This window comes from Paraneptunicella aestuarii, from assembly GCF_019900845.1.
In the GTDB taxonomy this organism is placed as follows: Bacteria; Pseudomonadota; Gammaproteobacteria; order Enterobacterales; family Alteromonadaceae; genus Paraneptunicella; species Paraneptunicella aestuarii.
The window spans coordinates 4,149,293-4,173,869 of record NZ_CP074570.1 but is presented as its reverse complement, the minus strand read 5'-3'; the positions used below and the strand labels follow the sequence as shown (position 1 = coordinate 4,173,869).

Genomic DNA, 24,577 nt, shown 5'->3' with positions numbered 1-24,577 from the left:
TGAAGTCAGAGGCCGTTCCATTCGTTGTTAATTCAAACGGAAAGCAAGCCTCTAACTTACAAGGGGTTTTAAGCCTTAGGGATTAATTCTGGACTTATAAACCGATGTTTTTACGTGTCTGCTCTAACTGATCGACACCATTGATCTTGCGAACCATGTTGGCTACGTCAATTTCGTGAATCTCTTCACCGTCGCGTTGTAGCTTGTAGTAGCGCAAAGACACTGTGGCCTTCAAAGTGGCGTTTTCGCCTGATTTCCAGGTGCCGAAATCCAATTCCTTAACCATGCCGTTCATGGAGATAATGACTGGAATTTCAGAACCATCTTCTTCAGAGAAAACAGAACCGCGGATGGTCAAAGGTAACAATTCACGGTTTCCTTGCATCAAGCCGTATGAGCTCAATAAGCTTTTGTCGAATTTTGACAAAGTGAATGAGGTTTCCAGCTTTTCCATACCCATATCCAGCTCAATTGGCATATCCATGCCACCGGCGCGATATTCTTCGGTTTTAAGAGTCAGTTTTGGCAATACCAACTCGTCAATTACACCTGCGTAGCCTTTACCGTTTACGTACAGGTTCATACTTCTCAATGTATCTCTAAACATTAAACAATCTCCTCAAGATAGTCGTTTACAAGGCTGGAGCGGAAAGTGACATGCTCTGCCGGATAAGGCGGAGTGAAGTCGAAATCGAAGAACACTTTGCCTTGAGCAATGTTGGCTGGCGTGTTCAGGTCTGGGTCTGCCCAGCATTTGCCACCCAAAATCGCCCCTTGCGCTTGAAGGCTACGCAGGTAAGCATTAACACCTTCAATCACATCTTCGATGTAAGTTTTGGTGATGTTGCGGTCAACAGCCCACAAGTGAGCGCGCAACAAGCTTTCGTTGATCATGTCGGCGGTACGACGCACTGACAAAAACGCCCATTTAGGATCGCTTGAGCAAGTACGGTTACCCCATAGGCGAAACCCGGTTTTTTGAATAACGGTTGCGATGTCATTTTCGTTCAAGTGGTTAGCACGTGCGTTGCTGTCACCCAAAGTAAAATCAACAGCACGTTCAGTACCTACGATGCCGTAGATTTCCTGATTGGAAGGTGACCACCAGAAACCTTTTTCGTTATCAGTGCGGGCAACCAGGCCAGCAACACGAGAGCTCATAGGTTGAACGACTTCGGTAGACGTTGTGGTGTCGAACACGCGAGCTGCTGGGTCAACCAGATACACACGACTGTTGGCAAAGTTAGCGCGATAAGTAACTGCGTCAGCATCGTTCGTGCTTGGGCCATCGGCAATAATCACTGCACGCAAACGGTCTGCAATAGTCAACATTTCTGTGACAACAGCTTGTTGGTCAGTAAAGCCTGGTGCGATAAGAATTTTCGGAGCAACACCCAGCATGGATTCTGCAGCCAAAAACGCATGAACACCTTGATACTGACCCGATGTACCATCAACACCACCAATAACATTGGCTGTTTCGTTGGCAGGTAACGCATCATCTGCAATACGTACTACAACGACCATTGCACCCGCTTGATCGAAGATGCCATCAATTGCTGAAGGCAATGAACCCGTTGTACCCAGAGCTGCCGCTTCTGTGCGACTTCCAGCTACTAATACAGGAGTGTTAACAGGGAACTTGGCAGCATCAGCTGTAGGGGCTGTACCGACAATACCGATGACAGAACTTTTTACGGTGCGAATGGGTCGAGAACCACCATTTAGTTCAACGACCTCTACTCCGTGTAGAAATTGTTCAGGCATATAATTTCCTCTTTTGTTGGGACTAAGAATTGTTAGGAGTGTGTAGAATGCCGGACGTGGAAGCGGGTTATGAGGTGAAAGGTTTCACTTTGTGATACGTGATTTGTTATTAAAAAATGCCGGAATAATTAATGTGTGTAGGGTGATTACATCATTAACCTGATTTTTAGATTAGTGACTTATTCAACCTGGAATTATCTTCTACTTTTAAACCAGATACATATCTGGGTCATGCTTGCCAAGTGTTAGTAACTCGGTTGCTTTGGATGTATCAATCAAGCCCGCTTTAAACAGAGTTGAAATACCCGCAGCATAGTCTTCGTCAGATACGATCAAGGCGCTTCCGGAACGGTCGCTAATCATGTCCATAAACACCGAAACGTCAGCTGAGTATTGCTCTGAGCTTTTAGTATATAGTCGAATTTTGCTTTCTAAGCCGGCAAGGTGCTCACGTAACCAGACTACTGTGGAAATCTTGATATTGTTTTCTACTACTTCTTCAGGAGGAAGATAATAGCTCACTTCTTCTGTCGCCCCATTTGGAAACGTTTTCAGAATACGGTCTCCATCTACTGGTGCTTTTCCTGGATTCGTTAAGTTTTTAATTTTCATGATATTTACTCCGTTAAAGTGTAGTCGTAGGCAAGCGTTATAGGGCTATTATTGGTAACATTTTTTAAAAGCTCAATGCTCCAGCTGTTGTTAAATACAAGTGCATCGGTGGATAATTGAGATGTTGCATAACTGAGACTTCCGTTGTCGCTCCAGTAATAGTAATAATTTCCTACAAATACATATGCCCCGGTTGGGGTGACCCAAATTTCACTATCTTCTGATGTATCTAAAAGTGTTTTTCCATCACAAATTACACGTAGATGGAAGCGTTCAGAGCCTCCAGTGCAGTAAAGCATTGCAAACCTGAATATTCCTGCGCCATTAACGTTTAATATTGGGGTCCATGTTGCTGTTGTTGGTGGTAAGAGACTGGCATATTTAAATCCACCAATTCTTGAGGCACATGTTGTTGACTTTAAGAGTAAAGATGAAGGCTTAACACCACCAAAGGATGACTTTCCCTCTGACGACTTTGCCAAGGCTAGCAGGTGGTTATTAGGTTCTGCGCCTGCCAGAGCTGTTATACGATTTTGGATGATGGTGTCTAAATCGGTACGAACAGCGCCTACACTATTCGCCGTTGCTGATAAGGCTAATAATTCGGAATCCGTTTCTGTTCCTGTCAAACTGGCAATTTTCGCCTCTGTTTGAGTCTTTAAGTTTGTAATATCTACCATAATTTAAATTCCTGATAATGCGTAAATTTCCAGATCATCCACTCTGCTCTTCAGTTCTTGATGGGCATCGTGTACGGCTTTTTGAGTTGCTAATTTATCGGTTGCGGCAGCGTCGTATAAGCTGGTTGCTCCGTAGTTTGGAACGTTGGGAAGTCCAACATCGGCTTTGGTTAGAGCGCTAATGGAGTTACTTACATAAGCTCGTGTTGCCAGAACAACGGTTGGATCAATTTTTAGTTCAACGGCATCAGTTGAACCCGTAGCGATGTAGGTTCTAACCGGTAGTTCCGTTGCTACGCCATCGGCTGGAATACTTTTGTAGCTTGGTGGATATTTGGTAATCGCGAAAAGCGTTCCATTATCTAAAAACCAGCCAGCTTCACGAACTGTCCATCCGCCAATTGCTAAAGGAACAATGCCTTCTGCGTAGTATCTTGCCGGGTTTTCAGGATCAACGATGAGTTCGTTGATCGCTCCTCGATAAAGTTCGTTTGTGAGCGCTGAAAATCCCTTCATTGTTTGTGCGTCAGGATTAAATGTGTCCCCCCCACCATCGCCAACGGCGAATTCCGTTAAGCTAATGCCTTGCCCTAGCACTGAGGCATTTGCCAAGGCCGCGGCTCCGGCGTTGGTTAACACCGTAAAAAATTGCTGAGTCATGTTAATTATTCCCTTCACAGTAGAGCCATATCCTTGGTTAAGGGGTATAGGCTTTAACTGAATTGAGTTTTCAAAATTATTTTCGGGGTGGCGGTTTGTTTATTGCCACAAAAATTAGAATTACTGTTGTTTTTTATTGATGGTTAGCAGGTGTAATGGAAGTTTGATTTTTGTTTTCACATTGAGAGTTGATTTTGAAGTGTTTTTATTGGGTAAAGCAGGGGAAATATTGCGCTCAAATAAATAGAAATTAGATTAACGCTATTTTAGTGTGGGTAGTCTTTAGTAGAACATACGCCTCCTTAAGGGGAAGGAGGCTTATGTAAGGGATATTATTTCGCTAAGTTTTCAAAGCGTGGATTTTAATCTAAAACTTTCAGGAAATATTTGTATCCGGTTTCCGTATGAGTTTTTACCTTTTCTTCACCAATAATGTCGGCATGTAAATAGGCTAGATTATCAGTTCTTACAATCCACAAGGCATCCGTACCTGCGCTAATAAATGACTTGCAGTAACTAGTTGCGGGATAGGAAGATAATAGTGTGCCAGTAAAATCGTAAATATAAATTGCGTAATTACTTAATGCCCACAGCAGGCCATCTTTCACGATAAGATCATTAGGAACATCTGGGCATGTGGCTAATGTTGTGATGTGTGTTCCGGATTTGTCCCAAACTTTTATTCGACTGTTTCCATCACCAATGTAAACATAGTCTGTCGTTACTGCGATTGATTCGGGGACTGATGTTCCTGTGGATATACTAAAGTTTCCTCCAGCAGCAGTGCCATCTTTGTTAAGTTTTATAACATCTAAAGATGTACGACCTATAACCCAGAGATGGCTTTCATCTGCGAATATTCCCTGAGGATTTGTATCAAAACTGGATATTGAAAAGCTGACCCCTGTCGCTGTCCAATTTTTATCATATTGGTAAACCGTTGTGCCTGCTAATACCCAGATATACAGAGAATCCTCAGTTAAACCTGTATATCCATTAATGGCATGCGTCAACCCTGTTTTACCAAATTTCTTGATTGTTGCTAATGGATAACTAGCTGTATCGTCACTTACATAGCCTGTTTTAAACCAGGTTCCACCTGAAGAATCAATAAAAACATCATCGTTGTTGTAAATTGGCTTAATTGAATTTACGGGTTCAGATGAACCTGAACTCATCAATTTTTTATCTGATATAGAACTCATAATGTCCACTCTCCATTTTCAAAATCTGCTCTCCAGGTCACTTTGGGTTGAGTGACCAGAAAATCGGTAAATAGCCCTTTGCTGGTATTAATTTGAGCACCGCCTTCAACTACAATTTTGGCGGGAGTCTCTTCTGAAACGCCGCTATTCAGGGCTGCCTCAAAATAAACTGGGTCACCTCCTGCGGCCGGTAGAGTAAGGATACTGGCACCCATAAACTTGTAACGTTGGCCATCTTTTGCATTGGTATCTACGGTGATTTCTTCCCAACGTATTTTACTGTCAGCATATTCCCGAGTTGCCAATACAACCGTTGGGTCTATTTTGAGCTCGACGTTGTTGCTTGAGCCTGTTGCGATGTAAGTTCTAACGGGTAATTCCGTCGCTACACCATCTGCAGGAATGCTTTTGTAACTGGGTGGGTATTTGGTAACGGCAAACAGGGTGCCGTCATCCAGAAACCAGCCAGCTTCTCTTACTGTCCATCCGCCTACGGACACAGGAACTATGCCTTCAGCGTAATATCTGGCTGGGTTTTCAGGATCCACTTTTAACTCATTGATGGCTCCACGATACACTTCGTTTGTCAGAGCTGATAAGTTTTTCAGTGTTTCCAGGTCAGGATTAAAAGAGGTGCCGCCACCGTTTCCGACAGCAAATTCAGTCAGTTTGATACCTTGTCCAAGGGCACTGGCGTTGGCTAGAACTGCCGCGCCTGTGTGGGTGAGTACCGTGTAAAATTGTTGAGTCATTGAACGTATTTCCTTCACATTTCACCATCCTTTCCTGCAAAGGGAAGAACAGATATGTGTGTTGAATTTTGTTAGTAAATCGGTTTTCAGTGAGTTATCAGTTGCTAACTGATAGGCGCAGAAACCATTGCAAATAGCATTGTGAGTTCTGCCTTTAATGCATTTTTTGAGTTACGTTTTTTCAATTTCTAAACACATTTTTGCACTGCGGTTTCCGTTGTGAGAGGTGAAATACTGCACTTGATTGTGAAAGGTTTTCTTTATTGGAAAAATGCTATCGCAGAATGAGAAAAAGAGGCTGACTGTATGATGTTGGAGAGTGAGATGTAACAGCAAAAGAGGAGAATGTATCAGCGACTGAACGCCGCTGAATTCATTCTGGGAGTTGTTATTGGGAGTAAGTGTTGAGTGACTTATGGTATTGCTTCCACCGTAGCGACTAATGCGCCCATCGATGCTGTGATATAGGTAAAGTCTGCGTCGGAATTGAGTTCTCGCAATGAGTAAGGTTCAACGGTTGCAATTGAGGCTCCGAAGCTCCCTAACAGGTAGCGCGTGTCGGTTTCGCTGTTGAGCGTTAGTGACAGGGTGTAATGTGCGCTCAAGCGTTTATTGGCTTCTACTGCGTTGCCAATTTCTTGAATGAGCTCATTATCAATGCCTTGCTGGCTGACCAAAGCTGAGACTTTGAAGGTTCCTGCTTGATCGCCAGTTTCCCACCATTCGGCAATTTCAGTATTGATGCTCATGGTTGATAGGGCATCTTTTACTGCACCAATGGTTCCCTTTTTCTGATGCAGCTTAAAGCTATCCTGAATGGCTAAACGCTTTTGAGCTTCAGGCCAGTCGGGTGACCAATTATCAATGGAGAATGCCCAAGCTAGCCAGGGAAGAAATTCTGGAGGGCAAGTTTCAGGGTTCCATAAGTCCTTGATGTTAATTTTGGCTTCACTCAAGCCAGCAATGGATAATTCCATTGCTTGTTCTTGAGTCGTTGCATTTGGCGGTAAGATTGAACTACTCATCCAGGCCACCATCTTGCAACGTTAACAAGGTGCAATAGGCCGCTTGTTCTGGCGTAATGACAATGTCACTTACCGGACTGGTCAAGGTCACTTTATGCACGCCTGGTTGGTGTAGTGCAGCATATAAACCGGATAAGTTGATATCGTAGCCTAGCCGATGTTGATTCGAGACATATTCCTCTACTTTCTTAAGGGCTGTAGCCATAGTGACTCCACGATCAGGCCCTGAATAGAAAGTAAGAGTGGCATCCACCTGGTAAGGGACAATGGTTGCCGACTGAACGGTGACTTGATCAGTAAGAGGGCGAATATCATCACTGTTCAGATGTTCATCTACAGTAGTAAGTAGTTCCGCCGAAGGTGTGCCATCTCCAGTATTAGCCAATACAGTGACAGTGACCTGGCTTGCAGTTGGGCTAATAATGGAAACATCCTTAACTTCGCCAGATGAATTCAATGCATGGAATCGATATGCGCCTGAAGGCCCGGCTGTGCTGAATCCTTCTAAAGATAACGGTAAGCGTTTGCGCAATCTTTCATCATCTTCATAGGTGTCTGGTACTGGTGGTGAAGCATTTGGATCCCCTGCTTGGGTGATTTGTCGTGTTACGCCAAACAAGGCTGCCAGATTATCTAAATCAGAACCTTTAGCGTAAGCAAGCATGACAGAGCGTGCGGCATCGTTGATGCGTTGGCGCAGCAAGAGTTCGCGATACGCCGCTACTTCTAATATTTTATAAGCCGGATCAGATTCCACTGTAGCTGTGAATTCAGGTGCTCGGCTACGTAAGTCTGCCAGCATCCCCTCCAGAATGGCTTCGTAATCCAACGATTCGATAACATCTGGAGAAGGTAGCTGAGATAAATTAATTGCGTTATTCATACAACAAGCCCTTCTAGTTTGATAACTTCTCCGTCTGGCAAATACTCGCCTACCAGATCGATTGTGATATGACCGTTTTCAGCGTTGGTAACGCTGATATTTAACAGTTTTAACCTTGGCTCCCATTGCTCTATAGCTTCTGCGGTAGCGGCATAGAATTCAGTGATGTTGGCTTCATTACTGGGAGCGTCTACCAATTCAAATAGACGGCTTCCGTAGTCCCGGCGCATCACTCGGCTGCCAAGAGGAGTGGTTAAAATGTCGGTAATACTTTGCTTTAGGTGGGCGTGCCCTTTTAATAGCTGCCCAGTTTCTTTATTCATGCCGTTCATTGTTTCTGATTCACCTTGCCCACTATTGGGTCTCCATGTGGATGATCGTGGTCGTTATAGATGTCGCGATCAGCCTGCATTGAACGAGTTTGGTCTGTGATGTCCTTGTCACCTTTGATGTTGTCCGTAACGTGAAGTTGCCCTTGAATGGTGGTATTTCCCGTGAGTTGTATACCTCCATCGGAAACCAGTTCGCTGGTGGCTCCGGCAGGGAGAATGATCTTGAGTGCCTTTGCTTCTCGGTCATAGCTAAAGTCAGCGCCATCTGCGAAGCGCACTCTTCTAATGGTTGAACGATTGTCGGTTGCGGGATAATTGTTCTGATATAAAGCCGGAAGAATGACACCAAATTCCGGATCTCCACCGGGAGACATGATGAGCACTTGTTCTCCGACTTCAGGAGCCCAGAAGTCCACATCATTACCGGCTCGGCTGGTGATCCAGGGAAGCCAGCCGGTTTCCATGTTTCCAGCTTTGGCTTTTACCAAGGCTTTGTCATAGTTGGTTTCAATGATAGTGCCGAGCACGAAGACGTTTGCCAGTCTGCGTTCAACTTCTGCTAGACGTTGTAATATGCTGCTCAACATTATGCCACCCTGTCATAAGCTGGCTCATTGCCGAAATTATCGGAATCACCACACAAATACACTTCACTTGGCGTTGTGCCACCAAGATTGACATCCGTACCTGTTCGAATGGATTGTTCCCAAGTAACTGACCACATTGCGACGCCATAAATATCTGCCTCGGCAGTGAACATGTTCTGAGCTTGAATGTTTCTGGCATCGGTAACTCTCGGCATTCCCCAGCGCTGTTCAGGGATCAGTTCAAGTAAAGCTTCAACATATTCCATCGCGGACTCGTCTTTTGGAGAGGTTCCATCTTCAGTGACGACATAAGCGGCCAGTTGCAGTGGAATGTCTTTTTCTCCATTTCCAACAAGGCTAATCGTCTGGGTATTGAGCACCGCGACCCTTACTGCTGGCAGCAAGGTTGTAATCCGTTTCAATTCATTAAGGTTAAATTGTCCGGGGTGGGGATCGACGGCTTGAAGATCCGGTATTTCCAGACTGATTTTGTCAATAATTGCTTGACGCAAATCTTTAAATATCACTTTGTTCTCCCGGCAATGTTCCCTGTGCAAATTCAAATGAATTGACTATGCGCTTTGTTAAAAAGGCCCCTGTTTGTTTCCAGGGGCAAGGTTGCTTCTACCAGATAAGGCAAGTCAGGAACGGGGTTGACTGTTTTGTTCCAAATTGGATTTTTCAATATTCCACTGGAACGGGTTCGATGATGAAGATTTTTGGTGTTCATCATGGTGAATAAATTAGCGAGTTTTGTGTTTGATAATCAGGTGAAATGATTCACTCAATGTGACGTGGTTTTGCGCATGGGGGGCTGATTAATCGAACTTTTTAGCGATTTTTTCCAGTCTTTTAATCATGATTTGCTCTAGAAAATACACGGTTCTTCCCCCCGCGTGCCCTGCAATACCGACGCAAGCTGCAGTGAAGAGCGGTTCTACACTCATGGCTTCGCAAAGCCAGAAGGTGAGTACGCCTGAAAATCCGGAAATCACTAATTCGCCCATTAGCTCAAGAAACGAAAATTTAGAGACAACACCTCGCTTAACGCGACTAATGTAGTTAACAGCGCCTCCCCATGAGGCAATAAATAGCATCCAGAAATAAGTAAGAACATTGTAATTGTTAGGATCATTCATTGGCATGATGATTCTTTTCCTCATGGTATAGGGGCTTTTGAATAGGTTTTATAGCTATTGGCGTTATTACATTGCCTTGTTACAAACAAGAGCATCAAAAGCGACGTTGAAGTTACTGTTATTTAAGTCAGTATTTTGCGTGGGAATACGGGAGTGGTTTAGGTGTAAACCTGCACTTCGTTATGATTGTTTTTAACCAGATATTGCCCCTGAAGTAGCGTGTTACGTGTTTGGTGTTTCTTAAAATATTTCAGGTTCAATTCTGGTTTTCATCGAGATGATCGATAAGTTGTGTTTGCTTGATTTTGTCTTATTTCTGCTCAGCGAGTTAATGTTTAAGTTTGATTAAGCTGCCTGTCTTGTGATGTTTAATACCTGGCGTCGAGACAATCCATATTTTAACGCTAAATGATTAGCTCTACTGCCTTGCTCAAGTTTCAGAGAGTGATAATCGCTACGAATAATCTTATCTCTTAGCTCTCTAAATATGCGCTTACTGGGAATATCTAAGGTATCTCCTGCATAGTAGTCACATAATTTTTGAGCATCCTCCTGACCTAAAATGATCGTCAGTGGATGATTTTCCTTAGCCGTAATAGGGAAGTAAATACGGGCACCTCCCATCGTTTGACCGAGTTTGATGGCGGCATCAGAACCAATGATTTCTGCAATTTCATCTAAAATTGACATAAAGTACCTCTTTAAATAATTGTTTGCTTTGCGTGTAGCAAGGCGTTTGATTCAAATAGAGCAGCAGGGAAGCGAAGAATTTATGAATAACGTCGAATCAATGCTAATCTTTTGTTTAGTTTTCTAAGATATTAATCTCATGAAACTAAACTTGTCAATGTTTAGAATACTAAAACTATGGATATTTCAGATCGAATCAAACAACGCATGAAAGCTTTAGGGCTCAAAGGCGTTGATCTTACTAAGGCCACCGGGGTTTCCAGCGGTGGTGTCAGTCAATGGGTGAATGGTATAACCAAACCCAATGGTGAAAAGTTAATCGCACTTTGCAAAGTATTACAGTGCCAGCCTGACTGGTTGTTATATGGTGAAGACAGGACTGTATCTTATGAACCCAATGCTGAATGGGCTGGTGCAATTGAGCCATGGGGTAATGGAACAGCGTTAGGTGAGGATGAAGTGGAGTTGCCTTTCTATACAGAAGTAGAAGTATCGGCAGGAATGGGAGCGCACGCTGTGCGAGAGAATCATGGACCGAAGCTGCGATTTGCTAAATCGACATTGAAAAGAAGTGGCGTTGACCCCTCACATGCCGCATGTGTAAAGGTGAGAGGTACCAGCATGGAACCCGTACTTCCTGATGGTGCTACAGTCGGTGTTGATACCGCAAGTAATACCATTAAGGATGGTGAAATGTACGCAATCGATCATGATGGTATGTTGCGCGTCAAACTTATATATAGAATACCGGGTGGAGGAATTCGACTGAAAAGTTTTAATTCCGAAGAATACCCTGATGAAAAATATGGTTGGGAAGAATCCCGAAATATTCGAGTGATTGGTCGAGTTTTCTGGTACTCGGTCTTAAGATAATTTTCCGTTCTTTTTGAACACTCAAGCCCACATCACGTGGGCTTTTTCATTTCACCTTAAAAATTCCTTAGAAAACTTAATAATTATTTCTTGACTACCATTCTTAGTTATCTAAGAATCAATGTCATTAACAAGCTTAGGAAACTATATCTCTTTAAGAAAGATAGGGCTATTGCTAACAAAGTCCCAATAAACGTCTTTTTGAGAACAACATAGAGGAATATCCAAATGTCTGATTTCATCATGATAAAAAATGTACGAGTGTCTTTTCCCCATCTTTTTCGTCGACCTATTAATAATGGCGAAGAAGGCAGATGTGGTGCGACATTAATGCTTGATCCTGTTGGTAATAAAGCCGCAATTGAACTTCTGGAGAACCAAATTGCTGAGCTTATTCAAACAAGATTTAAGGGGGCGGAAGTTTCCAGTGACAAGATCTGTATTCGTGATGGTGAGCAAAAGTCACGTCCTGAATACAAGGGTTACAAAGTGTTATCTGCGAATTGTAAAGAAAAGCCATTAGTGATCAGTACCGATGGTAAAGGAGTTATTCTGAACGAAGCTGAAAGCCCTATTTATGCTGGTTGTTATGTTAACGCCAAAATTCGCCTATGGACTCAAAGTAATCACTATGGCAAGCGCATAAACGCTGAACTTGTCGCTATTCAATTTGCACAGCATGGAGAGCCTTTGGATGGTACTTATGTCAGTGTTGCAGATGCGATGGATGGGTTTGCCGACTTGAATGGCGGAAAAAGCAAAAACCTGGCAGCCTAACTATCAGTGTAACCATCTAACTTATTCTTTAAGTAACAGTCCTTATAATCGATAACACAGTAAAAAAGGAACTTATATGTTCACTGGTTACGGAGAACCATTTATGGGCGGAAGTCATTCCGCCCAAGTTTAGATTCCCTTAGTGCTTAGACTTGGTTGAATCGACTTTAACCTAATGAGTGTTTGAACAATTTAAAGGGAAGCTTTAGATTTAGTCAATGCTCTTGGCTCTGCGGAAATTCAATGTACCAACCGTCTAAAATTAAATTACTGAAACATCCTCCAAAGCTTTCTGATGTTGATTTTGAACCTGCATATATCGAAGATAAAAAGACATATGAAAAGCAGCTTAAGGAATTGCAGCACGAAATGTTGCGAATACAACAAGCCTATTTTCATCAAAATCAACGTGCAATCGTGGTGTTTGAAGGCTGGGATGCGTCAGGTAAAGGGGGCGCTATCAGGCGTTTAACTGAGAAACTGGATCCCAGAGGGTATAAGGTTTATCCCATTGGTGCTCCTACGGCTGATGAACAGGGAAGGCATTATTTATATCGTTTTCAATCACGTTTACCACTGCCTGGAAACCTTTGTATTTTTGATCGTTCGTACTACGGTCGAGTCTTGGTTGAGCGAGTGGAAGGCTTGGCAACTGAGCAGGAATGGCAACGAGCCTATCAGGAAATTAACGAATTTGAACGTATGCTTATTGATGATGGGGTGCACATCATCAAGCTGTTTTTGCATATTGATAAGGAAGAACAACTCCATCGTTTTGATGAGAGGTTGCACAACCCTGTCAAACGCTGGAAGCTAACTGAAGAAGATATACGAAACCACCTTCGTTGGGATGACTACGAAGATGCTATCGAAATGATGCTGCAACAAACCTCTACCGAAGCTGCTCCTTGGCAGATCATTCCAGCTAAAAAGAAATGGTTCGCCAGAGTGAATATTTTGGAAACGATTGTGAAACGACTTTCTAAAGGTATTGATCTTACACCACCACCTTTAGATGATGGTTTAATCAAGGCTGCTGAGAAACATTTGGGGATTACGCCGAAAGAGTAAGTGTTGGCAGCCGTTTTTATTTTCTATATTTAAAAAAATGCCTGTCAGTTTAACTGACAGGCATTGGTGATAGTGTAGTTTACATGTTGTGAAAAATGTATTTACTTATTCCAAACGCATGTCTTCTCTTTCGTTTGATCATTATTCACTACTAAGCCGATATTATTGGTAAGCGTGAACGTTTGTTCTGAAGCTGCATTTTTGCAGTCTGTAACTTTAACGTCGTAATACTGATTTGTGACTAGTGAGTGTGACGAATCCCCGATTTTTGTTGCGGAGAAGTCTGGATCGATGGTAAGGCTGACTAGTTCACCATCACCCTGATTTTTTTGCAGCAATACTAATCCAACTCTATTATCTGTTGCGTCAATATTTTTAATTTCGGCCTCATCAATGTTCCCACAAGTATTGCTATTGTTATGTTTACACTCGGTTGGGCTGGTTGTTGATTCCATGACTACCGAAAGTCTGACATTGTTTCCATGTACTCCGTTTACAACTCCTTTTGCACCTCTTACTTTTACAACGGCCCCTAACAGATTGTATGCTGTTGTATTTTCAACATAACTGTTATAAGAGCTGGATAAGTATACGCAGTTGTCCCAGTGTACTATTTGATTGTCTGGGTCTATAACTTCTTTACCACATGTAACATTCTTAACCTGTATATCTTGCTGAGTACCGCCAGTGACGATAGCCGCTCCAGAATGTTTTGTTTTAATATTGTCTACAATTCGACACCCATTCTCTGAACAAGCTTGGTTTATACCTACAATATACACTGCAACATTATAATTACCTCCTGTTCGGCATCTGTAAAAGTGATATGTTTTACTTTTATCTTTTGTAACGAATTCTCTGCCGTATACAGGGCATATTCTATTCTCTAGTGTGGTTATGCCGTCTATCGTATCCATATATCTGAAATTAGCCCATCGCTCTCTATTTGTGAGTTCTTCAAGTTGCTTATGAACAGCGGAGCCTTCGTAATTAAATGGCAATTTAACCTTATCTAACTCAGCTTTCTTATCTTTACAATTTTCATTGTGAGTTTCTGGGTAATCATTTACACATTGGTCGTACGCTGCTTGCTCCTTAGCTTTAACAGGATCTGAAAGTGATGTTGGTATTTTAGATTGCATCACATAGTCAAGAGGGGCATAAACATCCTTTTCATGTATTACATAGTGTTTGGTTAAACCTATAAACTTATCTAACTCATCCATAATTCCGGTGAATTCTATGTTTGAGATAGAGTATTGATGCGTTTTATCTATGTATATACCTTTTACAAATTTATTTGCATTAATTGAATCTAAAGTAATTGCTTTAACGTTGTACAGATAAACAAAAGCATCATTTCTTTTTGCTTTAGATTCATCTTCTGAGCCACCACTAAAATCTTGTGATAACCACAATGACCACCACTCGTCCGCACGCTCTGATGGAGCAAATGTTCCATTCAGATTGGAAATATTGACTGATTGGTTGTTAGTGAATTTCAACAATGGTGCTATGTCAACGATGTCAGAGAATAAGTCACCAGAATCGGTTTGATAGTCTGATAACGATTTCCCGGATTTTACAAACAATTCACTCTGAATCAACTCAGCATAGTTTCCTTGAATGGTAATGTTCGGGAAGGTAATCTCGAACGGTTGGTTCAGTTTATATTGCTTATTTGCTTCAAAAACCAAGGTAACGGCATTTGTTGAGTCGGCACAAGCCAGCATTGCCTGAAAAGCGTCGGTATCGGTACTACTGAAGCCTGCTCCAAATTCTTTCGGGTTCAGAGGGCTTGGTCTACCATTTCCTGTACAAACATTGAACTTTTCATTAATGGTCAAAGTGTTTGTTGCGCCTAAATCATCTGTTGCCGTAACGTTAAGTGAGTAAAGTCCTGGGCTTGATGCCAGATTAGATAACTCAACTTCCCAATAGCTACCAACGAGGGTTGCCGTTGAGTTCTCCCCAGTAACAGTGTTTGTAACATTAACGGAGTTTACGTAACCGTCGTCAGAAGCTGCAATAACCAATTTGTCTGTCGGGTTGAGCTGAACAATAGCGTTTGTGTTTGGGTAATATCCTGACACGATGGAAATTTCAGGGAGAGCATTACTAATATTGAAAGCTTCCGTATCTTGTGCGAAGTCTCCATCATCATCATAAGCTACAGCTTTCAATATATGGTTCCCGAGGGGCGGCGTAGACCATTGCCCTGTATACACACCGTCAACACTATCTTCATCTATACTGACTTTCACATCATCAATATAAAACTCGACTTTAACGATCGAGCCATCAGTATCAGATGAAGTTGCTTGCAGAGTTAAAGGGGTTGCTAGCAAATGCGATATCGTGCCAATCGGACTAAGGATATCAACAGTAGGAATTGCATTCGTAATGGTGACGTTAATCAGGTGATAACCCAAATCGGTATAGCTGCCAGCAACAAGATTGCTTTCAGCATCATAATCCAAAACGATAACCCGATAGTTTTGTTCAGAGCCATGGTATTCAGCTGGAATGCTGAATGAAAAGTAACCTCCATTATTTTGATCGCAAGACGCATCACCTAATGATTTGTCTCCATCTGCTACGTTAATTTGACTGTCTTTGTTTGCATCTAGCCATATACGTACTTTATGGATGGCGTCATCAGAACAAGTACCTGTTATTAATCCGTCATTTGCGTATGTGTTAACTTGACCTGTTGGTGAGTTGTTTACAGGAGCTTCAACGGTAACAGTATAGGAGCGAGTTTCTGTATCTGCGATTTGTCCATTTATGCTCGTAATCTCTGCTGTAATGGAATAGGCTCCGCTGACGTCAGGAGACCAGCTTGCTGACAGCCCTGTAGCTATTTGACTACCATTTACCAGTATACGTGCATTTTGATATTGATTATCCGGGTCGTTTATACTGACTGCAACATTGATAGTGTTTCCAACAGTGATTGTTGATGGACTCTGTGGATTAAAAACGATGTCTGAAATATTTGGTGATTCAAATGCGTAATCAATGGTTGGAGTGCCAATTAAGGTGTAATTTCCTGGGGCTGGGACTTGGCTTCCATTTAAATCATAGTCCATAGCGGTTATGAAATAGGTTTCACTTGCGCCACCTTTAAATGAGGTAGGGATAGTAAATTCGAATCCGTATCCTGAGTAACCATCTGAACGTGATTGATTACAGTATAAATAGCCTAAATGCGTGTCACCATCGGCGGTGTTAATACTTCCATTGGCATTTGCGTCATGCCAAATCGATACTCTGTTCACGACTTCGTCTTTACACCATCCTGTGATTTTTCCTTTTTTATTGATTCCGTCATATGTATCCACAGAACCAACAGGCTTGTCGTTCATTGCATTAACGGTAATCGAAGCTGTGTAGTCATCGCTATATTGACCATCTGAAATTGAAACTGGAACACTCAGTGAGCCTGAGTAGTTTGCACTTGGAGTAACTGTGGTACCCGAAACACTATAATTTGAGCCCGGATGAACAGCGAGCGTGAAACTACTGCTGTCAGGGTCGGAGATGTAAAAATTGCTCGCAGAAAGTGTAATGCTGGAGTCTTCATTAACTGATAATGGTTTCTGACCCGTTATAACAGGTGCATCGTTAATGCAGGTAACTGTCATACTGACGGTCGCGCTATCTGTTAACCCTTTGCCATCAGAGATGGTGTAACTAAAGCTGTCACTACCGCAATAATTACTGCTTGGCGTATAAACAACATTGCTGCCACTTTTTACTGCTGAACCATGAGAAGGTGAACCCACGCTGGAAACGTATATGGAATCACCATCAGGATCAGAGTCGTTACCCAATACATTTACGGTTCTGGAACCATCTTCATTTACGCTATGTGAGTCATTTTTAGCTATTGGAGCATCATTAACACATGTAACTGTCATACTGACGGTCGCGCTATCCGTTAGCCCTTTGCCATCAGAGATGGTGTAACTAAAGCTGTCACTACCGCAATAATTACTGCTTGGCGTATAAAGAACATTGCTGCCACTTTTTACTGCTGAACCATGAGAAGGTGAACCTACGCTGGAAACGTATATGGAATCACCATCAGGATCAGAGTCGTTACCCAATACATTTACGGTTCTGGAACCATCTTCATTAGCACTGTGAGAATCATTATTTGCCACAGGTGCTCTGTTCGGAGTGACTTTTATACTGGTAGAGTATTTGGTTCTATTGTCAGCTGTACCAGGAGATGTACCATCGTCTTTGATGTTCATCACATAGATGTCAACAGCGTGCGAGTTTCCGTCATAGAATTGTGACGGTATGGTATAAGTAAAATTTCCACCGCTGGCATAGACTGTTGTGCCTACACCCCCTATCCAAAAAGTGAGCCTCACGGCGGTTGACGGATAGTCAGGATCTACTGCGCTACCTGTGATTGTTTTTTGACCTGTTGAATAGTTATAGTTGAAGCTTGGGAATGTGTCGGCTAATGCGACATTTGAATGACTTACTAAGCCTCCGACAAAAAGGGGGGCTATCTTCCAGAAATACTTTTTCATCATGAAAATTTCCAATAGTTATAATCCAATATACAGTATCTTTCGTGTTAAAAGCTGCCGCGAGTGTATTTTTCACCACCCCTTACTTTTTCCTTGATACTGAAAAAATTGTATAAAAAATTGGATAATTTGAGAAATTTATTATTTATATGAGGCACTAGAGTTACCCCAATACATATCGCTGCAGTTCCGTATAATCTTCAAACGTGAAATCTGCTTTTTCGGCGTAATCTACCCAGCCTCTTTTCAGGTACAGGCAAGCGTGCATATTGGCATTGTTTGCTGCAAGGATGTCATAAAGAAAATCACCCACGTAAGCCACATTTTTGGGATTCAATTGCCATTCTTGTGCAAGTAGTAATAGTGCCGTTGGATCGGGTTTGGGGGGAGCGTGTTCTCGTGTAATCACACGATCGATGTTGACCTGATTGTTGCTCAGTTTTATTTGTACCGCTTCCTGACTGTTTCTGGTCACGATGGCTGTGGGAATGTTGGCGGCATGGAGTGCGTCGAGCATGTCTTTCGCGCCTGGTATCCATTGTGCGTCTTTAGCATCGTGCAATTCATATTCACGGATTATTTCATAAGCCCACTGAGATTTAGTGCTATCCAGACTGGCAGCATAGGCAAGAATATCTTTACCAGGTTCACATCCAATTGCTTCACGAATAGCGGCAAAATCAATATTGGCAGTCAGTAAGGTGTCGTCCAGGTCGAAAATTACGCCTTGGATATTGGGCTTCATTCTATTGTTGGATCCATTTGTCTCTGTTTATTGACGTTACCTGCCAATGATGATGAATACCAGCATAAATTGTTTGCTCATTGAGAAAATAACTTTCGCTTATGTAAATTTCATACGTATTCATTGCTATTTGCGGTCAAAAAATATTCCGAATTGTTAAATTTATGTTTACAGTTTGTAAGTTCAAAACTTTATTGTGTGTGTTTCTAACAAGAATCGGAATACCGATGATGACTAGTCGAGCAAATAACATGAAGAAACTTTCGTTATTGTTAGCCATTACGACATTGAGTAGTGTGGCTCATGCGGATTGGTTCTTCCGTGGTACGCCAAATAGTTGGGGTACAACAGCCATGACGGCTGACGGTGGAAGCCAATATAGTACCTGCCAAACCTTTGGTACAGGTGATGGCAATGGTGGGCCTCGTTTTAAAATTGATCGTTACGGCGATTGGAGCGAGAACTACCCAACATCTGATTATACGGTAAGCAGCAACAAGTCTTATCAAATCCAGTTTAACGCATCTACCAATGCCATCACGGCAACACAGGTGGGCAGTTGCGGTTCCAGTGGCTTTGCCCAAAACTTCGGTCAGTTGTATTTCCGTGGCACGGCAAATGGCTGGGGGACTACGGCAATGGATCTGGTGGCTGACAACACCTGGCAAACCACTGTCAGTTTCGATGGGCAGGCCAATCAGCGTTATAAATTTGATGTGTATGGTAATTGGGCAACCAACTACGGTGATACCAATGCTGATGGAACATTGGAGCAGACCGGGTCTGACATTTACACCAGTGTTTCGGGTGACTATTTGGTTACTGTTAACGATCAAACCTTAAGTTACAGCATTGCTCCTGCAGGCCCATGTACCAGCAATTGTGCTGCAAATGTCGATATGCTGGGCGCGGTTTATAGTCCAACAGAGACAGTGTTCTCGATTTGGTCTCCGGATCATACCGACGTTAAAGTCACCGTTGATGGTGTTCTGTACACCATGAACAAAGTGTCTAACTTCAATGGATACACCGATGTTTATCAGGTAACCGTGCCGGGCAATCTGCACCTGAAAGAATACACTTTCCATATCAATGGTATTGATGTGCGTGACCCTTACGGCAAGATGATCAAGCCTCAGAGTTACAAGAATATTGTTATGGATATGTCGCGTGTACAACCTACAGGAGGCTGGGCTGGAGCACCTACATTGGTTGAACGTGAAGACGCCGTTATTTACGAAGTGCATGTACGCGATTTTACCATTGACCCCACATCAGGTGTTTCCACTGTGAACAGAGGTAAATACGATGGTATGACGCAAGCGGGCACCACATACAATGGCGTGAAAACGGGTATCGACCATTTGAAAGAATTGGGTGTAACCCACGTTCAATTGTTGCCAGTTTATGACTTCGCGACTTGTGATGGCTTGCCAGACTCTAACCCTTGCTACAACTGGGGCTATGATCCCCGTAACTACAATGTTCCTGAAGAGCGTTATTCAAAAACACCTACCAATTATGAAAACCGTGTGCGTGAATTTAAGAACATGGTGAATGAGTTCCATAAAGCGGGAATTCGCGTGATTATGGATGTGGTTTATAACCATACCTATGGCTTCGAAATGTTTGAAGACATCACTGGCAAGTACTACTACAAGCAGGATCTGGTTGTAGGTAATACCATTGATGACGGTGTGCCAATGGTTAATCGTATGATCCGTGATTCTTTGGAATATTGGGCAACGGAATACAAGATCGACGGCTTCCGTTTCGACCTGGTTGGTGTTTTTGGCTACGAAAATTTTGGTAGCTGGGGTCGTCATTTAGACACCGAATTACCGGGTCGTAATATCCTGATGTACGGCGAACCTTGGCCTGGCTGTTTTGGCTGTGTTGATGAGCGTGAATCTAGCCGTGTTCGTTTAGGCACTGTTGGTCGAGTTCATGATGCTCATGTTGGTGTCTTCAACCCTAAATTCCGTGAAGCCTTGAAAGGTCAGAATGACAATGGTGGCTGTAACACTGGCGATTGTTATGCCATGAATGAAAGCCCGGATACCTGGCGTATTGAAGTGGGAAGCCGTGGTGCCATCCGTTATGCGAACAATAAAGACACCGTAATTGATACCTGGGATGCCATGTTTGCCATGGATCCTGAGCAAAGCATCAACTATGTATCAGCGCACGATAATTTGACCCTGCGTGACAAGATCATTGAATGGGCAGATTTGAAAGGCATTGCTCATAGCGATCCTTATCTGCGTCGTATTCAAAACTTCACCAATGGCGTGGTTCTGACCAGTCAGGGCATTCCATTCTTGCACGGCGGTGTTGAGATGATGCGTGACAAAGGTGGCGCTCATAACAGCTACAATGCCGGTGATGGTGTGAATAAATATCAATGGCAGTGGAAAGTGGATAATAACGATGTATTCAATTACTACGCTGGTGTGATTGCGATGCGTAATGCTCACCCGGGTTTCCGTATGAATACCTGGAGTGAAGTGAACAACAACGTTACCACTAGCCGCCCTCGTTATGGTGTTGTGATCAACCGCATTAACGGTGCTGCAAATGGCGACAGTTGGTCTGACATCATTGTGATTTACAACAGTGCTGACAACTACACCTATTCGTTACCTTCAGGTACATGGAAAGTAGCGATGGAAAATGGTAATCCTCCGTCGGCTAGCCCTCGTTCTGTAAGCGGCAGCATTACCGCTCAAGGCACTGCGGTAACGGTGTTGTATAAATAAGTTTTAAAACCTCAACGACTTAACTGTTGTTTGCCGCCACTTTATACAGTGGCGGCTTTTTTATGTCGTTTTCTGTAAAACTCTAATGTGAAAGTGAGTGGTTACTTTCTTTAGTGATTTTTGAATTTGCTGAATTTTATCTTCAGGAGAAGACCAGTAAAAAGGGGTCATCATGAGTAGATTCAAGGTGTCTTTTGTATCATCAAGTTGAATTTCAAAACTCAGTTCTTCATTGGTTACTTCTGAAAAGCCATCGATAGATTCCTGATTAGCCTCATGAGTTTGGGCTGTGTCATAAATCAGATCTTTAAGCTGATGTAGATGGTTTGCCGCAGGACTCACATGTAACCAGATCCCATCATCTGCCAATATTCGATGCACCTCTTCATGGCTGCCGGGAGCAAAAACCTGGATCACGGCGTCCTGAGAATCACTAACAACGGGTAAGTGGAAACTGCTGGCAACGGCAAAGTGGCAATCTTTGTATTTCTTTGCTGCTTTTTGAATGGCAACTTTTGAGATATCACAGCCATTTGTCGTAACTGTTTTCTGGTCTGCTTCAAGTTGTTGCTTGATCACATTTAGATAATAACCTTCACCACAACCGGCATCAAAAATATGGCATGGATTATTGTGAGTGAATTGTGTGATCAGTTCTGCCAGTTTTACTGCCAAGGGGCGATAAAAACCGCGTTCCAAAAAAGCGCGTCGGGCATTGATCATGGCTTTATTGTCACCCGGCTCCTTACTACGTTTTTGGTTTGCCAATAACAGGTTTACATAGCCTTCTTTAGCCTGATCATAAGAATGGTTGTTAGTACAACGCCAGGTCGTATGTTGTTTGATAAGTTCGGCATCACACGCCGGGCATTTCCACATGTTCATTCCTGAAATTATTTTTTATTGCGCCTGCGAAAGTGGGGCAAGTAGGTTCTGTATAGCAGTACCATTCCGGAAAGTGTAAACAGTACGGATGCAGCTGCAAAGCTGATTAATAATGGATTATTGAAGTCATCTCGGGTTTCATAATCCATAATATGCAACATCCAGACGAAGTCGAATAAGCGCCATATATCACTGCGTACATGAATGAGTTTTCCGCTGTCTGGTGCTATGTATAAGGTGGTATTCCAAGTGTCATCAAACATCACTTGCCAAACTTCACCTTTCGCTCGTGATGCTTCATGAGGTGGCGAAAGTAAACGCTTACTAACTAGTAATTCACCGTCTCCCAGATAATATTGTTGCGCAAGTGCATCAATTTCCTGCTCACTTAGCTGTTCAAGACTTTCACCTGTAATGCCATGGTACAGATGTTGCCCGGTATCGGAACTGACCACATAAATGGGTTGTTCTAAACGGTATCCGACCTGAATATTTTCAACATTGGCGTGAGCGTTAATGAGTTTATCCAGTGAATAACTGTGTTTGTCAGATAATGTGTTGTTTACTTTCGAGCTCGCTAAATGCTTGCCATGAACTTTTTCTAACGGAATCGCGCTCATTATCAGTCCACCGCCAATCCAGAAAAGTAATTGCAAAGCCAGTATGAGACCACCCCATTTGTGGACGGAATTCGAGAATTTGAATAGCTTGTTTTTGAACGGTTTTCTTGTTGTTGTGCGCACTTATTATTCTTATTTGGGAGAGTAGAGGTGAAATTGTAACGGTAACTTGATGTTTTTTGCCAGAAAGTTTGCCTCTATTGGCTGAAAACCATCGCAAATAATGCCGTTTAAATACGTGGTTAATTTTCACACTACTAAAGTACTGTCTACAAAAAAGTAACAATGCTTTAACATCTGGGTTTTAAAATTATCCATTTGGAGTGAGCATGAAAAACTTATACCAATCTGTATTACGAGCAGGGTTGCTCCTTTTGTCTATTGTTGCATTCGCATCATCCGCTGCTTGTAGAGATGCGGTAGTGTTAGTTCATGGTAATACTGCCGACCCTTCCAGTTGGAACAATACTTATAATGAGTTGATATCGCGCGGTTACAGCAGCAGTGAAATCTTCCGTCCCAATTGGGGCTCAAAATCATGTGCGGGCTGTAACGATCATTATGGTTCAGAAGAAACACCAGTGCGTGAAGCGATTCAAGCAGCTTTAACAAAATCCTGCACGGGTGATATTGACGTTATCGGTCACTCAATGGGCGTAACCTTGGCGGCACAACAAATCTTGAAGCTGGGTGTTGCCAATAAGGTTGAAACCTTTGTGGGCGTTGCTGGCGCAGTGCGTGGTTTATGGACTTGTGGTACTTATCCATTAAATGTGTGGAGTTCAACCTGTGGTAGTTATGGGCTGTCCGTCAATAGCCCATTCTTGAATGGATTATATGGTGAACAGTTTGGTCGCTATGTGTATTCAATTAAGAGTTACATGGATCAAATCGTTTGTGCCACCGGAGTTTGCCTGGTGGGTGGTATTCATAGCAGCAGTATCTGGTATGAAGATGGAACTTACACATACGCCACGGGGCATTTTGGCCTACAAACAGATACTTATCAAAAACAAGTGGATCTGATTCAGAACTAATTCTCGCTCCTCGTTATTTAACCTCCTATAGACACCTGCATTGCCTATGGGAGGTTTTTCTTTAGTTACCTGTTTAATTTCACACCTTTTCTTACGATTTCCTCTCGTGTATGCGCACTGGAATATATTGAAAAATATTTTCACCTCTTTCAAACTCGGTCATTCCAAATGAAGCTGGTTTTGAATTGAGGTTGCCTGTGTCAAATTTTGAGAAAAATTTAGAACAAGAAGTAGAGCAAAAATTAGAGCAAGATCTGGCGCTGCAATGCCGATGTGGTGAGGTAAAAGGCAGAGTGCTAAATGCGACGCCAGAGCTTGGTACTCGCTTGATTTGTTATTGTCAGGATTGTCGGGATTTTGCCAGGCAGCTATCGGAAACAGATATTATGGATGAATTTGGGGGCACCGAACTCATCCATTATCCACCATCAAGCGTTATTCTGGATAGCGGTTTAGAGCATGTGGCCTGTTTACGTTTAACCAAACGAGGATCGCATCGTTGGTATGCCAAATGTTGTAACACACCAATTGGTTACACGGTTCGCCCTTGGGTGCCTTTCATTGGGATTATTCATAATTTTATTGCTGATAAACCGGATGCTGAGAGTAAAACCGGCCCTTTGTTAGGCGCTGTGAACCTGGAGCGTGCGGAATGTAAAATTCCAAAGGAAGTGGAAGACAGAAGCAACACAGGTGCTGTTATGTTACGCGTGTTTAAGAAACTGCTTGGCTGGCTTTTCACCGGTAAAGGTAAACCGAGTCCCGTTTATCTGAAAAATGGTAAACCTATCGTTGAGCCAAGAGTCGTTGCGAAGTCGTAAAGATGAGAGATAAAGATAAAAAATAAAGATAAAAAATAAAGATAAAAAGCAACACGTTACTTTCCTTGTAACGCACTGCTTTGGCTGCTTTTTAATAAGAATTGGAA

At 42.7% G+C, this 24,577-nt stretch carries 24 protein-coding genes; 6 read left to right on the top strand and 18 right to left on the bottom strand.

Features of this window, described 5'->3' with window-relative positions:
- Nucleotides 1–94: 94 nt before the first annotated feature.
- The 14 genes from KIH87_RS16185 to KIH87_RS16120 all read right to left on the bottom strand — a co-directional run bounded on the left by KIH87_RS16185 (nucleotide 95) and on the right by KIH87_RS16120 (nucleotide 10,332).
- On the bottom strand, nucleotides 95–607 hold the full coding sequence (locus KIH87_RS16185) for a phage major tail tube protein (RefSeq protein WP_232358893.1): 513 nt from the start codon (nucleotides 605–607) through the stop codon (nucleotides 95–97).
- Nucleotides 607–1,767, bottom strand: a complete 1,161-nt coding sequence (locus KIH87_RS16180) for a phage tail sheath subtilisin-like domain-containing protein (RefSeq protein WP_232358892.1) — start codon at nucleotides 1,765–1,767, stop codon at nucleotides 607–609. Before KIH87_RS16180 ends, KIH87_RS16185 begins: the two co-directional genes overlap by 1 nt.
- Nucleotides 1,768–1,974: 207 nt before the next feature.
- Nucleotides 1,975–2,379, bottom strand: a complete 405-nt coding sequence (locus tag KIH87_RS16175; RefSeq protein ID WP_232358891.1) for a hypothetical protein — start codon at nucleotides 2,377–2,379, stop codon at nucleotides 1,975–1,977.
- 5 nt (nucleotides 2,380–2,384) lie between these two features.
- Nucleotides 2,385–3,059: a hypothetical protein gene (locus tag KIH87_RS16170; protein WP_232358890.1), complete on the bottom strand. Its 675-nt coding sequence runs from the start codon at nucleotides 3,057–3,059 to the stop codon at nucleotides 2,385–2,387.
- Nucleotides 3,060–3,062: 3 nt separating this feature from the next.
- Nucleotides 3,063–3,719, bottom strand: coding sequence for a phage tail protein (locus KIH87_RS16165; RefSeq protein ID WP_232358889.1), 657 nt, complete (start codon nucleotides 3,717–3,719; stop codon nucleotides 3,063–3,065).
- Nucleotides 3,720–4,081: 362 nt separating this feature from the next.
- A complete protein-coding gene (locus tag KIH87_RS16160; RefSeq protein WP_232358888.1) occupies nucleotides 4,082–4,924 on the bottom strand; it encodes an NHL repeat-containing protein in 843 nt (280 codons plus the stop codon).
- Complete coding sequence (locus tag KIH87_RS16155; protein WP_232358887.1) at nucleotides 4,921–5,676, bottom strand: phage tail protein; 756 nt, start codon at nucleotides 5,674–5,676, stop codon at nucleotides 4,921–4,923. Before KIH87_RS16155 ends, KIH87_RS16160 begins: the two co-directional genes overlap by 4 nt.
- 413 nt (nucleotides 5,677–6,089) lie before the next feature.
- Nucleotides 6,090–6,701: a phage tail protein I gene (locus tag KIH87_RS16150; RefSeq protein ID WP_232358886.1), complete on the bottom strand. Its 612-nt coding sequence runs from the start codon at nucleotides 6,699–6,701 to the stop codon at nucleotides 6,090–6,092.
- Nucleotides 6,694–7,584 (bottom strand): baseplate assembly protein, encoded by an 891-nt coding sequence (locus tag KIH87_RS16145; RefSeq protein ID WP_232358885.1) that lies wholly within the window; start codon nucleotides 7,582–7,584, stop codon nucleotides 6,694–6,696. The genes KIH87_RS16150 and KIH87_RS16145 overlap by 8 nt, the downstream gene beginning before the upstream one ends.
- The gene (locus KIH87_RS16140; protein ID WP_232358884.1) at nucleotides 7,581–7,916 is read right to left on the bottom strand and encodes a GPW/gp25 family protein; all 336 of its coding nucleotides are present in this window, start codon (nucleotides 7,914–7,916) and stop codon (nucleotides 7,581–7,583) included. The genes KIH87_RS16145 and KIH87_RS16140 overlap by 4 nt, the downstream gene beginning before the upstream one ends.
- Entirely contained in the window at nucleotides 7,913–8,503 is a 591-nt protein-coding gene (locus KIH87_RS16135; protein ID WP_232358883.1) for a phage baseplate assembly protein V, read from the bottom strand. Before KIH87_RS16135 ends, KIH87_RS16140 begins: the two co-directional genes overlap by 4 nt.
- The gene (locus tag KIH87_RS16130; RefSeq protein ID WP_232358882.1) at nucleotides 8,503–9,030 is read right to left on the bottom strand and encodes a hypothetical protein; all 528 of its coding nucleotides are present in this window, start codon (nucleotides 9,028–9,030) and stop codon (nucleotides 8,503–8,505) included. The genes KIH87_RS16135 and KIH87_RS16130 overlap by 1 nt, the downstream gene beginning before the upstream one ends.
- A 291-nt stretch (nucleotides 9,031–9,321) precedes the next feature.
- Nucleotides 9,322–9,648, bottom strand: coding sequence for a phage holin family protein (locus KIH87_RS16125; protein WP_232358881.1), 327 nt, complete (start codon nucleotides 9,646–9,648; stop codon nucleotides 9,322–9,324).
- A 339-nt stretch (nucleotides 9,649–9,987) separates the two neighbouring features.
- Entirely contained in the window at nucleotides 9,988–10,332 is a 345-nt protein-coding gene (locus KIH87_RS16120) for a Mor transcription activator family protein (RefSeq protein WP_232358880.1), read from the bottom strand.
- A 177-nt stretch (nucleotides 10,333–10,509) separates the two neighbouring features.
- Between KIH87_RS16120 and KIH87_RS16115 the strand changes: the two genes are divergently transcribed.
- The 3 genes from KIH87_RS16115 (at nucleotide 10,510) to KIH87_RS16105 (ending at nucleotide 13,053) form a co-directional block, all read left to right on the top strand.
- On the top strand, nucleotides 10,510–11,205 hold the full coding sequence (locus KIH87_RS16115; protein ID WP_232358879.1) for a S24 family peptidase: 696 nt from the start codon (nucleotides 10,510–10,512) through the stop codon (nucleotides 11,203–11,205).
- Nucleotides 11,206–11,433: 228 nt separating this feature from the next.
- Nucleotides 11,434–11,982 (top strand): ssDNA-binding protein, encoded by a 549-nt coding sequence (locus KIH87_RS16110; RefSeq protein ID WP_232358878.1) that lies wholly within the window; start codon nucleotides 11,434–11,436, stop codon nucleotides 11,980–11,982.
- 243 nt (nucleotides 11,983–12,225) lie between these two features.
- Complete coding sequence (locus tag KIH87_RS16105) at nucleotides 12,226–13,053, top strand: polyphosphate kinase 2 family protein (protein ID WP_232358877.1); 828 nt, start codon at nucleotides 12,226–12,228, stop codon at nucleotides 13,051–13,053.
- Between the two features lie 101 nt (nucleotides 13,054–13,154).
- Here KIH87_RS16105 and KIH87_RS16100 read toward each other — a convergent pair whose 3' ends face one another.
- Entirely contained in the window at nucleotides 13,155–17,606 is a 4,452-nt protein-coding gene (locus KIH87_RS16100) for an Ig-like domain-containing protein (protein WP_232358876.1), read from the bottom strand.
- 160 nt (nucleotides 17,607–17,766) lie between these two features.
- On the bottom strand, nucleotides 17,767–18,348 hold the full coding sequence (locus tag KIH87_RS16095) for an HAD family hydrolase (RefSeq protein WP_232358875.1): 582 nt from the start codon (nucleotides 18,346–18,348) through the stop codon (nucleotides 17,767–17,769).
- Between the two features lie 251 nt (nucleotides 18,349–18,599).
- Between KIH87_RS16095 and KIH87_RS16090 the strand changes: the two genes are divergently transcribed.
- Nucleotides 18,600–21,107 carry an alpha-amylase family glycosyl hydrolase gene (locus KIH87_RS16090; RefSeq protein WP_232358874.1) on the top strand — a complete coding sequence of 836 codons (2,508 nt, stop codon included), beginning with the start codon at nucleotides 18,600–18,602 and terminating at the stop codon, nucleotides 21,105–21,107.
- A gap of 60 nt (nucleotides 21,108–21,167) precedes the next feature.
- On the opposite strand, the gene rlmA is transcribed toward KIH87_RS16090, so the two are convergent.
- On the bottom strand, nucleotides 21,168–21,986 hold the full coding sequence (gene rlmA / locus KIH87_RS16085; protein ID WP_232358873.1) for a 23S rRNA (guanine(745)-N(1))-methyltransferase: 819 nt from the start codon (nucleotides 21,984–21,986) through the stop codon (nucleotides 21,168–21,170).
- A gap of 14 nt (nucleotides 21,987–22,000) precedes the next feature.
- Entirely contained in the window at nucleotides 22,001–22,612 is a 612-nt protein-coding gene (locus KIH87_RS16080; protein ID WP_232358872.1) for a hypothetical protein, read from the bottom strand.
- A gap of 329 nt (nucleotides 22,613–22,941) precedes the next feature.
- Here KIH87_RS16080 and KIH87_RS16075 point away from each other — a divergent pair, with 329 nt between their 5' ends.
- Both KIH87_RS16075 and KIH87_RS16070 read left to right on the top strand, forming a co-directional pair.
- Nucleotides 22,942–23,649 (top strand): alpha/beta fold hydrolase, encoded by a 708-nt coding sequence (locus KIH87_RS16075; RefSeq protein WP_232358871.1) that lies wholly within the window; start codon nucleotides 22,942–22,944, stop codon nucleotides 23,647–23,649.
- A 197-nt stretch (nucleotides 23,650–23,846) separates the two neighbouring features.
- Nucleotides 23,847–24,470, top strand: coding sequence for a DUF6151 family protein (locus KIH87_RS16070; protein ID WP_232358870.1), 624 nt, complete (start codon nucleotides 23,847–23,849; stop codon nucleotides 24,468–24,470).
- Nucleotides 24,471–24,577: the final 107 nt, after the last annotated feature.

Coding starts and splice junctions, on each gene's coding strand:
- KIH87_RS16155 (WP_232358887.1), bottom strand. CDS start 5,676: ATGACTCAACAATTTTACACGGTACTCACCCACACAGGCGCGGCAGTT.
- KIH87_RS16090 (WP_232358874.1), top strand. CDS start 18,600: ATGAAGAAACTTTCGTTATTGTTAGCCATTACGACATTGAGTAGTGTG.
- KIH87_RS16135 (WP_232358883.1), bottom strand. CDS start 8,503: ATGTTGAGCAGCATATTACAACGTCTAGCAGAAGTTGAACGCAGACTG.
- KIH87_RS16160 (WP_232358888.1), bottom strand. CDS start 4,924: ATGAGTTCTATATCAGATAAAAAATTGATGAGTTCAGGTTCATCTGAA.
- KIH87_RS16175 (WP_232358891.1), bottom strand. CDS start 2,379: ATGAAAATTAAAAACTTAACGAATCCAGGAAAAGCACCAGTAGATGGA.
- KIH87_RS16100 (WP_232358876.1), bottom strand. CDS start 17,606: ATGATGAAAAAGTATTTCTGGAAGATAGCCCCCCTTTTTGTCGGAGGC.
- KIH87_RS16075 (WP_232358871.1), top strand. CDS start 22,942: ATGAAAAACTTATACCAATCTGTATTACGAGCAGGGTTGCTCCTTTTG.
- KIH87_RS16120 (WP_232358880.1), bottom strand. CDS start 10,332: ATGTCAATTTTAGATGAAATTGCAGAAATCATTGGTTCTGATGCCGCC.
- KIH87_RS16080 (WP_232358872.1), bottom strand. CDS start 22,612: ATGAGCGCGATTCCGTTAGAAAAAGTTCATGGCAAGCATTTAGCGAGC.
- KIH87_RS16170 (WP_232358890.1), bottom strand. CDS start 3,059: ATGGTAGATATTACAAACTTAAAGACTCAAACAGAGGCGAAAATTGCC.
- KIH87_RS16180 (WP_232358892.1), bottom strand. CDS start 1,767: ATGCCTGAACAATTTCTACACGGAGTAGAGGTCGTTGAACTAAATGGT.
- rlmA (WP_232358873.1), bottom strand. CDS start 21,986: ATGTGGAAATGCCCGGCGTGTGATGCCGAACTTATCAAACAACATACG.
- KIH87_RS16185 (WP_232358893.1), bottom strand. CDS start 607: ATGTTTAGAGATACATTGAGAAGTATGAACCTGTACGTAAACGGTAAA.
- KIH87_RS16150 (WP_232358886.1), bottom strand. CDS start 6,701: ATGAGTAGTTCAATCTTACCGCCAAATGCAACGACTCAAGAACAAGCA.
- KIH87_RS16095 (WP_232358875.1), bottom strand. CDS start 18,348: ATGAAGCCCAATATCCAAGGCGTAATTTTCGACCTGGACGACACCTTA.
- KIH87_RS16140 (WP_232358884.1), bottom strand. CDS start 7,916: ATGAACGGCATGAATAAAGAAACTGGGCAGCTATTAAAAGGGCACGCC.
- KIH87_RS16165 (WP_232358889.1), bottom strand. CDS start 3,719: ATGACTCAGCAATTTTTTACGGTGTTAACCAACGCCGGAGCCGCGGCC.
- KIH87_RS16145 (WP_232358885.1), bottom strand. CDS start 7,584: ATGAATAACGCAATTAATTTATCTCAGCTACCTTCTCCAGATGTTATC.
- KIH87_RS16125 (WP_232358881.1), bottom strand. CDS start 9,648: ATGCCAATGAATGATCCTAACAATTACAATGTTCTTACTTATTTCTGG.
- KIH87_RS16115 (WP_232358879.1), top strand. CDS start 10,510: ATGGATATTTCAGATCGAATCAAACAACGCATGAAAGCTTTAGGGCTC.
- KIH87_RS16105 (WP_232358877.1), top strand. CDS start 12,226: ATGTACCAACCGTCTAAAATTAAATTACTGAAACATCCTCCAAAGCTT.
- KIH87_RS16110 (WP_232358878.1), top strand. CDS start 11,434: ATGTCTGATTTCATCATGATAAAAAATGTACGAGTGTCTTTTCCCCAT.